This is a genomic window from Nitrospirae bacterium CG2_30_53_67 (assembly GCA_001873285.1).
Lineage (GTDB): Bacteria > CG2-30-53-67 > CG2-30-53-67 > CG2-30-53-67 > CG2-30-53-67 > CG2-30-53-67.
Window position 1 is genome coordinate 1 of record MNYV01000021.1, and the last position, 9,331, is coordinate 9,331.

Sequence of the window (9,331 nt, forward strand, 5' to 3'; positions counted from 1 at the left end):
ATTCGAATTTCAAAATTCAAATATTCTAAACAATTCTGCTCCCCATTATACTGTTTCGAACTTTTAATTTTGGTCATTAGATATTGTTTAGAATTTCGGATTTCGAATTTAGGATTTACTGAAAACCTCCTATGGTTATTTTATATTCTTCCCCCAATCACCTTCTCCAGCGCCCCGGCCAGCCTCTGATTTTCCCGGGGCAGACCGATGGTGATCCTGAGATGCCGCTCCCCCATGACCCGCACGATCACCCCTTTACTGAGAAGAGCATCATAGATCTCACGCGAAGGCACGGGCGTCTCCACCCAGATAAAGTTGGCCTGGGTCGGCGTGTAGGGAAGCCCCATGCGCTCAAATGCCTCATAGAGGAACGCCTTGCCTTCCCTGTTGACTTCAAGACTTTCCCGGACATGGGCCTCGTCCCCAATGGCCGAGAGGGCTGCGGCCTGGGCCAGGGTATTGGTATTGAAGGGCTCCCGCACACGGTTCATCGCCTCGATGATCTTCGGGTCCGCCATGCCGTAGCCGATCCTGAGGCCGGCGAGCCCATAGATCTTGGAAAAGGTCCGAAGGACGATCACATCCTTTCCTGCCTTGAGATACTCAAGACCGTCCGGCGATTCCGGATCTTCCACATATTCAAAATAGGCCTCGTCCATGACCACCAGGACCGAAGACGACAGCCTCTCCATGAATGCCTCGAAGCTCTTCCTGTGAATGACCGTTCCTGTCGGGTTGTTCGGATTCGCGATGAAGACACAGAGGGTCTCTCCGTCCACCAGATCGGCCATGGCATCCAGATCATACGTCTCTTTATTCATGGCCGCGGCCCGGCACTCCCCTCCTACAGCCTGCATGGCCATGGGGTAAACCACGAAGGTCCTCTCCGAGGTCACGGCATTCATGCCGGGTCGAAAGAACGTCCTCACAATGAGATCCAGGATCTGATTGGAGCCGTTACCGAGGATGATCTGCTCAGGAGAAAGGCCGTGCCGTTCGGCAAGCGCCTCTTTCAGATAGTAGCCGTTTCCGTCGGGGTAGCGGTGAATGCCCGCCAGCGCCCCCTGAACGGCCTCCAAGGCACGCGGGGACGGTCCCAGCGGATTCTCATTGGATGCCAGTTTGATGGAATTTCTGAGCCTGAATTCCCGCTCCAACTCTTCTATGGGCTTGCCTGGGACATAAGGGATCAGGCGGCGTATATGCTCCGGGACCTGGATCATGCCAGGGGCCTCCTTTCACTTCCGGGCCCTTGGGTAAGAACCGAGAACCTTGAGGAAGAAACATTGATCCTGAAGCGACTGAAGGGCTTCCTTGACCGAGGGGTCTTTTAGATGACCTTCCATATCCACGTAAAAAACATATTCCCAGGCCTTTTTTTTGGTCGGACGGGATTCGATCTTGGTCAGGTTGATCCCATGATCCGCGAAGGGTTGAAGCACGTTGAACAGGGCCCCCGGCCGGTTCTTGAAGGAGAAGAGAATGGAGGTCTTGTCGTACCCTGTACGGGGGGCCATCTCCCTGGATAGGGATAAAAAGCGCGTATAGTTCTGCGCGTTGTCCTCAATCCGCTGCTGGATGGTCTTCAAGCCATAGACCTTGACCGCCGCCTCGCTGGCGATGGCCGCAGAATCCGGGTCTTCCGAGGCCAACTGGGCGGCCCGAGCCGTACTTTCCACATCAATCACCGGAATATGGGAGAGATGCTTCCGGATCCAATTCCTGCACTGGGCCGTGGGCTGCGGAAAGGAGTAAACCTTGCGCACCCTCGCCATCTCGCCGGAAATGCTCATCAGGTGAAGCGAGATCTCAAGAAGCATCTCAGACGTGATCTTGAGGTCGGACTCCAGAAACATGTCGAGGGTGTAGCTGACCCCGCCCTCCGTGGAATTCTCGATCGGGACCACACCGTAGTGCACATGCCCCCGCTCCACGGCATCGAAGACCTCGCTGATACTCTTGACCGGGACATGCCGGGCCGAATTCCCGTAAATCCGCATGCAAGCCAGATGGGAAAAGGTCGCCTCCGGTCCCAGATAGGCCACCTTGACCGGCTCTTCCAGCGCCAGTGACGCCGACATGATCTCGCGATAGACCGAAAGGAGGGCCTCATTGGGGAAGGGCCCCTTGTTCTTTTTCCCCAGCCGTTCCAGGACTTCGAGCTCCCGGGAAGGCGCATGAACGGTTTGATTCTCCTTCATTTTGATCTTGCCGATCTCGATGGCCAGTTCCGCCCTCTGATTCAGCGCATCAAGAATCTTTTCGTCCAGGGCATCAATTTCCCTGCGCAGATCGTCTAACCGGCCCATGTCCCCACCTCATCTTCCCTCTCGGAACTCCCCCGAACAGCGGGCGCTGACCGAAAAGTTTATACATTTTAACCAATTATGGAGCCTGAATCAATGAATAATTTCACCAAATCGTGGGTTTCCTGTCCGGGCAGGGGGTGCAGAGAACTTTTTTATGCCGTATCTATTCTTCGGACTGCCGCTCACTTTGCATTTTCAACACCATCACTTTTCTTCCGGCGGACGGACCGTGAGAACCGGGCAGGGAGCGCTTCGAACCAGTTTCTCGGTGGTGCTCCCGAGAAGGAACCGGGAGACCCCTTTGCGGCCGTGGGTGCCGATGACGATCAGGTCGATCCCCTCTTCCTTCACCACCGTGAGGATCTCGTTGATCACGTCCCCGACCTTCAGGATCTTTCTGACTTTGATCTCGCGGCCCTGAATTTCTGCGGCCTGTTTATCCAGCGCCTTGCTCATCTGCTCCCGGATCACCTCTTCGATCCGGACGGGGGAATGAAACTCGCTGTAGACATCATACATGTCGAAACGCACGTCCACCACCGAAACCAAAACCAGATCGGCCTTCAAGGCGGCACAGAGATCAACCGCATACTCTACGGCATACCGGGAATAAGCGGAGCCGTCCGTAGGAATTAAAATGGTTTTAATCATAGAGACCTCCTCTCTTTTATGTTGAGGCGCAGTCACGCTGATCCCCCCGGATTTTGTCTATTGCGTGCGGCAGGGCCGGAAGGAGCACGGTCAGGTTTTCCCGGGCGCCTCGGGGACTTCCCGGGAGGTTGATAATCAGAGTCTGCTTCCTGATACCGCAGACGGCGCGTGAGATCATGGCTCGTGAGGTCTTCTTTAAAGACGCGGCCCGCATGGCCTCGGCCATGCCGGGGACCTCCCGGTCGATGACGCGCAGCGTGGCATCGGGAGTCACATCCCTAAGAGAGACGCCGGTGCCTCCCGTGGTCAGGATCACATCCACGTCTCCACGGTCCGAGAGTTCGCAAAGGAGCGCTTCAATGAGAACCGCTTCGTCCGGAAGGAGCTTGTAGAAAATCACCTCTCCGGGAAGGTCACGGACCATCTCCTGAAGAAGCCTCCCGCTCTCATCATCGCGGATCCCTTGGGCGCCCTTGTCGCTCAGGGTCAGAACCGCCACTCGGTAGGACCTCTCCGAACCGGCAGGGACGTTCTGAGAATGATCACGGCTCAACATAGGGCCCCTCTCCCGATGGGACGAGAATCGGATCGCCGGGCTTGACCTCGCCTCCGGAGAGGACCCGGACAAAGATCCCTTCCCTCGGCATGACGCAATCCCCGGCCTGCCGGTAGATCTCGCAACGGTCATGGCATACCTTTCCGATCTGCGTAACCTCCACCTCGACCTGATCCCCGATGCGGAGCCTGGTCCCGATGGGCAGCGAAACCAGATTGATATTCTCGGTGGTCAGGTTCTCGGCAAAATCGCCGGGCCCCACTTCGATCCCCAGCGCCTGCATCTTCCGGATACTTTCGATAGCGAGCAGGGAGACCTGGCGGTGCCACTTCCCGGCATGCGCATCCGATTCGATCCCATGGCCCGCCGAGATCATGACCGAGGCCACCGGCTTCTTCCTCTCTCCCTTGTTCCTGCTGATATTGACTGAAATGATTTCGGCCATCCGCATCCCTTCTATGACTTCTCCAATGCCTTGATGTAGGGAAAAAGCGCCTCTTTGAAGCGGCGCCCGGCGTGGTCCGCCCCCACGGCGATACGCATAAAATCCCTCTCCATGAAACTACACTGATTTAACCCTACATAACCTAATAATGCAAGTAAATTCCCATGTGAATGACTTAAATAGGATGTCCCCAAAGTCATCCCTAATACATTTCCCGATCCGGCTTGACCGCTCGGAGATAATTTGTTAAGTTTAAGAACAACATCTAAACCGGAGGGAGTTGCCCACTTGAAGAAGAAAGGATCTTAAATGAAGCCCGTCATTGACCAGGAGACGTGTATTGGGTGCGGGGGGTGCGCGGAAATATGCCCGGCGGTCTTTCAGTTGAATGAAGAGATGGAGAAGGCTGAAGTGATCGATGAAGGGGGCTGCGAGATCGCCGGCTGCTGTGAGGCCGCGGCAGAGAACTGCCCTGTATCGGCGATCAGCCTGATGGATGAATAAATGGAAGGATAAGGTCTGACGGGGAACAAGGAGAACCCATGTCTTTTGAGAATATCTGCCCTGGGGCCAAGAAGATTTTGCAGCCATCCCCGGAGGAGTTCCTTTGCAAAAAGTGCGGGACCAAGGTGGAAATTTGGACCGATGAAATGAACCAGACATGCCCCAAGTGCGGGAGCCCGGTGAGCCGCACCAAGGAGGCGAGCTGCCTGGACTGGTGTCCGAGCGCGGAACAGTGCCTGGGTGTGATGAAATACAACAAGCTCCTGCGTGACGGCATGATTAAAAAAAAGGACCCTAAAAACAAAGATCAGAAAAAGTAAATCCATTCATCCGTATCCCCTTCCCTTCTGCAGAGGCGTTGCTGATTCAAAAAAAATCCCATCATATTAATATGCCTCATTTTCACGAATGGCTGCATAGAAAATAAGCAGGCGCCTTTTTTTTGAGCGGCTGTCCTCAGTTTATGGCGGCTCACTCTCCCATATCTTTTTCTATGATTCCTCTTGGAAGACAATAAGATAGACAGTGTTGACCGAGGTGAGCTTTTTCAGGAAAGCAATTGGCATCCTAATTGCTTTAGGTAAATGAGAGGCAGATGAATGAGGGGAGGTTCATTGAAATTATGATGGGAGGAGGAATGATGAAACATAAGCACAGGAAAGTTTGGCCTTTGATGATTTTTTCAGGGGTTCTGTTTTTGTTCGCTTCAGGTTTGCAGGCCGCAGAAGATGCAGCGCCGTCAATCAATGCCGCGGACACGGCCTGGATGCTGATCTCCACGGCGCTGGTGCTTCTCATGCTTCCCGGACTTGCCCTTTTTTATGGCGGCATGGTGCGGAAGAAGAATGTGCTCTCTTCCATGATGCACAGCTTCGTGGCCATGGCCGTGATCGGTGTGCAGTGGGTGGTGATCGGTTATACCCTCTCATTCGGTCCGGATGTGAATCATTTTATCGGAGGGCTGGATCATCTTTTTTTAAAGGGGATCGGGCCGGAGACCGTTCAGGGGACCATCCCGGCCTATGTCTTCATCATGTTCCAGGGGATGTTTGCCATCATCACCCCGGCCCTGATCAGCGGGGCCATTGCCGAGCGGATGAAGTTTTCCACCTATGTGGTCTTTATCTTCCTCTGGGCGACACTGGTCTATGACCCCATTGCCCACTGGGTCTGGGGGACCGGCGGCTGGCTTTTAAACATGGGCGCACTGGATTATGCCGGTGGGACCGTGGTGCACATCTCTTCGGGTATCTCCGCCCTGGCAGCGATTACCCTGCTGGGGAAACGCAAGGGGTATCTGGAGGTCGGTATCTTTCCGCATAACCTGACCCTGACCCTTCTGGGCGCGGGGCTTCTCTGGTTCGGCTGGTTCGGGTTCAATGCCGGATCTGCCCTGGCTGCAAACGGAAATGCGGCCCTGGCCTTCACCAATACGCAGATCGCCGCAGCGGCCGGTTCTTTATCCTGGATGATGTCAGAGTGGGTGATCCAGAAAAGGCCGAGCGCACTGGGCGCCGCTTCGGGGATCGTGGCGGGTCTGGTAGCCATCACGCCGGCTGCCGGGTTTGTGGAACCCATGTGGGCCCTGGTGATCGGACTGGCAGTCGGTGTGCTCTGTTATTCTGCCATCCTTTTCAAGGCCAAGGCGGGCTATGACGATTCTCTGGACGCCTTCGGCGTGCACGGCGTGGGCGGGACCTTCGGGGCCCTGGCCACAGGCATATTCGCCACCGTGAACGGGACCGGACTGATTGCGGGTCATGGAAGACAGGTGATAGTGCAGTTGACTGCGATCGGCGCCACGATCATCTATGCCTTCACCATGACACTGATTCTGGTCTGGCTGCTGAACAAAATCATGGGACTGCGTGTAACAAGCGATGAAGAGAATACCGGTCTGGACCAGACACAACATGGGGAGATGGGATATCATTTTTAATCGGGAGAAATGGGATTATACCTTAAATTAAGGAGGGAGAGATTATGAAAAAAGTAGAATGCATCATCCAGCCTGGCCGTCTTGATGAAGTCCGGGAAGGGCTCACCGAGATCGGCATCAGCGGTCTGACCGTGACCGAGGTCAAGGGGTATGGCCGGCAGAAGGGGCATACCGAGCTCTACCGCGGGAGTGAATATACCATTGACTTCATCCCGAAGGTTAAACTCGAGATTGTGGTTTCAGAGGATCTGGTGGATCAGATCATCGAAAAGGTGATCGAGAAGGCACGGACAGGCCGGATCGGCGACGGCAAGATTTTTGTGATCTCCATTGAAGATGTTATTCGAGTCCGGACCGGTGAACGGGGCCGGTACGCAATCTGAAATGGAACAGGGACCTAACTTATCAAGGAGGAGAATGGCATGTTTACTTTAATGAGGCAAAAAGCCTCTGAGATCCGTTTGAGAAGTTTTTTTCTGCTGGTATGTATCCTGGCCCTGGTCGGGCCGGTCTCGGTCTTTGCCGAAGAGGCGGCTCCCACCGTGGCCGGGAATGCCGAGGCTATTGCCAAGGTACAGAGTCATTTAGACTTTGTCTGGACGCTGGTAGCGGCCTTTCTGGTCTTCTTCATGCAGGCGGGTTTTGCCATGGTGGAGACTGGGTTCACGCGCGCCAAGAATGCCGTGAACATCATGATGAAGAACCTGATGGATTTTGCCATGGGGAGCCTGGCGTACTGGGCCGTAGGATTCGGGATCATGTTCGGTGTCACGAGCACCGGATGGTTCGGAACCACCGGTTTTTTTCTTTCGGACTTTACAAAGGACGGGGATCAATGGACCCTGGCCTTCTGGATGTTCCAGGTGGTCTTTGCCGCCACGTCAGCCACCATCGTTTCCGGGGCCATGGCCGAACGGACCAAGTTCGTGGGTTATCTGGTCTACAGTGCCGTGATTTCCGCATTCATTTATCCGGTATTCGGGAGCTGGGCCTGGGGCGGCCTGTTCCATGGCGGAGGGTGGCTTGAGAAGCTCGGCTTTATCGATTTCGCGGGGTCCACGGTGGTGCATTCCGTGGGGGGCTGGTCGGCCCTGGCCGGGGCGATTGTTTTGGGACCGAGAATCGGAAAGTACACGGCCGACGGCAAGGCCAGGGCGATTCCCGGGCACAACATTCCTCTGGCAACCTTGGGGGTATTCATCCTCTGGTTCGGCTGGTTCGGGTTCAACCCGGGGAGCACCACCGCGGCCAACAAAGATATTGCCGGCATTGCCGTGAACACGAACCTGGCGGCCGCTGCCGGTGCGGTGTCCGCCATGATTACGGCCTGGGTCATGTACGGCAAGCCCGAGGCAAGCATGACCCTGAATGGGGCCCTGGCCGGTCTGGTGGCCATTACTGCCGGCTGCGCCAACGTTTCGGTGACGAGTTCCGTGATCATCGGTCTCATCGCCGGGATCCTCGTGGTTCTCTCCGTGGTCTTTATTGATAAGAAGTTGAAGGTTGATGATCCGGTGGGCGCAGTCTCCGTGCACGGGGTCTGCGGGGCTTTTGGAACATTGGCCGCGGGGCTGTTCAACGCGGAAGGATTCTCCGCAAAGGTTGTGGGGGTCCAGCTGCTCGGGATAGGGGCGGCGTTTCTGTGGGTCTTTCCGCTTATGTACATTCTGTTCAAGGTAATCGAAAAGACCATCGGGCTTCGCGTTTCAGCCGAGGAGGAAAAGGACGGTTTGGATGTGGGCGAGCACGGCCTGGAGGCCTACCCGGACTTTACCCTGACTGGAATGAAATAGTACAAGCGGATTTCGGGGATAAAAGGGATCTCCCCCTTTGAAAAAGGGGGAGCAAGGGGGATTTAAACCAACAAACGGGAGGATTGGGCATGAAGATGAGCAAAATTGCAACACATGTCGTGATGGTGATGGTTCTTGTACTCTTCGGTAGAAGCGGTTTCGCGGAAGACAAGACCCTGGAGGAGCGGGTGGCCACCCTGGAAAAGCAGGGTACGGCGGGAATGGAATTTCTTAAGGGGATCAGCTTAAGCGGTTTTGTGGATACCTCATACACGTACAATTTCAACCGGCCGGACTCGGGCATAAACACGCTTCGGGTTTTTGATACCGAAGACAACAGTTTTGAAGTGGACCTGGTGAAGCTGGTGTTTGAGAAGAAAAGCGAAGAGGGTGTCGGTTTCCGCACGGACCTGGATTTCGGCCACACGGCCCAGATTCTGGGCGGCGCCAACGATGACGACTTTGAGTTTCAGCAGGCCTACCTCACCTACAAGGCCATAGGGGTCGACTGGATGGTCGGGAAGTTTGTGACGCTCCACGGCGCCGAGGTCATTGAAGCGCCCAGCAACCACAACATCTCCCGGTCTTTTCTGTTCGGGTATGCCATCCCCTTCACCCATACAGGGATCATGGGGACCAAGCCGATCGGGGATACCATCGACATCAAGTTTGGTCTGGTGAACGGATGGGACAACACCACGGACAACAACCGGGCCAAGACCGGCCATCTGGGCATCGGGTATCATCCATCGGATCTCTTTGCCATTACCGTGAACGGGATGTACGGCGCGGAAAAGGATGACGACACCGCAGATAAGCGGAAACTCATGGACGTGGTGGCCACGATCAAGCCGATCAAGAATCTCACCCTTCTCCTGAACTACGATCTGGGCTCGGAGGATAAGAGCGCACCCGGCGGCAAGGATGCCAAGTGGAGCGGGTTCTCCGGGGTCGTGCGTTACGATCTGACCGACCGTCTGGGCGTCAGTCTGAGAGGAGAGGCCTTCAATGACCGGGACGGCGTCCGCACCGGGACCGATCAGGACCTCTGGGAGAGCACGTGCACGGTCAGTTATATGCTGCGAGAGAACCTCATCGTGCGAGGGGAGTACAGGCACGATGATTCCAATGAAG

Annotated in this window: 11 protein-coding genes; 6 read left to right on the forward strand and 5 right to left on the reverse strand. The window is 55.5% G+C overall.

What is annotated here, in order from left to right; all coding sequences use genetic code 11:
* Positions 1–140 precede the first annotated feature (140 nt).
* The 5 genes from AUK29_01105 to AUK29_01125 all read right to left on the reverse strand — a co-directional run bounded on the left by AUK29_01105 (position 141) and on the right by AUK29_01125 (position 3,961).
* A complete protein-coding gene (locus tag AUK29_01105) occupies positions 141–1,223 on the reverse strand; it encodes a histidinol-phosphate transaminase (GenBank protein OIP66264.1) in 1,083 nt (360 codons plus the stop codon).
* Positions 1,224–1,238: 15 nt separating this feature from the next.
* Positions 1,239–2,309 (reverse strand): chorismate mutase, encoded by a 1,071-nt coding sequence (locus tag AUK29_01110; protein OIP66265.1) that lies wholly within the window; start codon positions 2,307–2,309, stop codon positions 1,239–1,241.
* Positions 2,310–2,513: 204 nt separating this feature from the next.
* Positions 2,514–2,960, reverse strand: coding sequence for a hypothetical protein (locus AUK29_01115; GenBank protein OIP66266.1), 447 nt, complete (start codon positions 2,958–2,960; stop codon positions 2,514–2,516).
* A gap of 16 nt (positions 2,961–2,976) precedes the next feature.
* Positions 2,977–3,516 carry a molybdenum cofactor biosynthesis protein gene (locus AUK29_01120; protein OIP66267.1) on the reverse strand — a complete coding sequence of 180 codons (540 nt, stop codon included), beginning with the start codon at positions 3,514–3,516 and terminating at the stop codon, positions 2,977–2,979.
* Complete coding sequence (locus AUK29_01125) at positions 3,503–3,961, reverse strand: MOSC domain-containing protein (GenBank protein ID OIP66268.1); 459 nt, start codon at positions 3,959–3,961, stop codon at positions 3,503–3,505. Before AUK29_01125 ends, AUK29_01120 begins: the two co-directional genes overlap by 14 nt.
* Positions 3,962–4,270: 309 nt before the next feature.
* Here AUK29_01125 and AUK29_01130 point away from each other — a divergent pair, with 309 nt between their 5' ends.
* From AUK29_01130 to AUK29_01155, 6 genes are all read left to right on the forward strand, one after another.
* The gene (locus AUK29_01130; GenBank protein OIP66269.1) at positions 4,271–4,465 is read left to right on the forward strand and encodes a ferredoxin; all 195 of its coding nucleotides are present in this window, start codon (positions 4,271–4,273) and stop codon (positions 4,463–4,465) included.
* A gap of 38 nt (positions 4,466–4,503) precedes the next feature.
* Positions 4,504–4,785, forward strand: coding sequence for a hypothetical protein (locus AUK29_01135; GenBank protein OIP66270.1), 282 nt, complete (start codon positions 4,504–4,506; stop codon positions 4,783–4,785).
* 317 nt (positions 4,786–5,102) lie between these two features.
* Positions 5,103–6,404, forward strand: a complete 1,302-nt coding sequence (locus AUK29_01140; GenBank protein ID OIP66273.1) for an ammonia channel protein — start codon at positions 5,103–5,105, stop codon at positions 6,402–6,404.
* A gap of 44 nt (positions 6,405–6,448) precedes the next feature.
* On the forward strand, positions 6,449–6,787 hold the full coding sequence (locus AUK29_01145) for a transcriptional regulator (protein ID OIP66271.1): 339 nt from the start codon (positions 6,449–6,451) through the stop codon (positions 6,785–6,787).
* A 108-nt stretch (positions 6,788–6,895) separates the two neighbouring features.
* The gene (locus AUK29_01150) at positions 6,896–8,197 is read left to right on the forward strand and encodes an ammonium transporter (GenBank protein OIP66274.1); all 1,302 of its coding nucleotides are present in this window, start codon (positions 6,896–6,898) and stop codon (positions 8,195–8,197) included.
* An 89-nt stretch (positions 8,198–8,286) separates the two neighbouring features.
* Positions 8,287–9,331, forward strand: a 1,045-nt coding sequence (locus AUK29_01155; protein OIP66272.1) for a hypothetical protein, incomplete at its 3' end; no start/stop codon positions are given.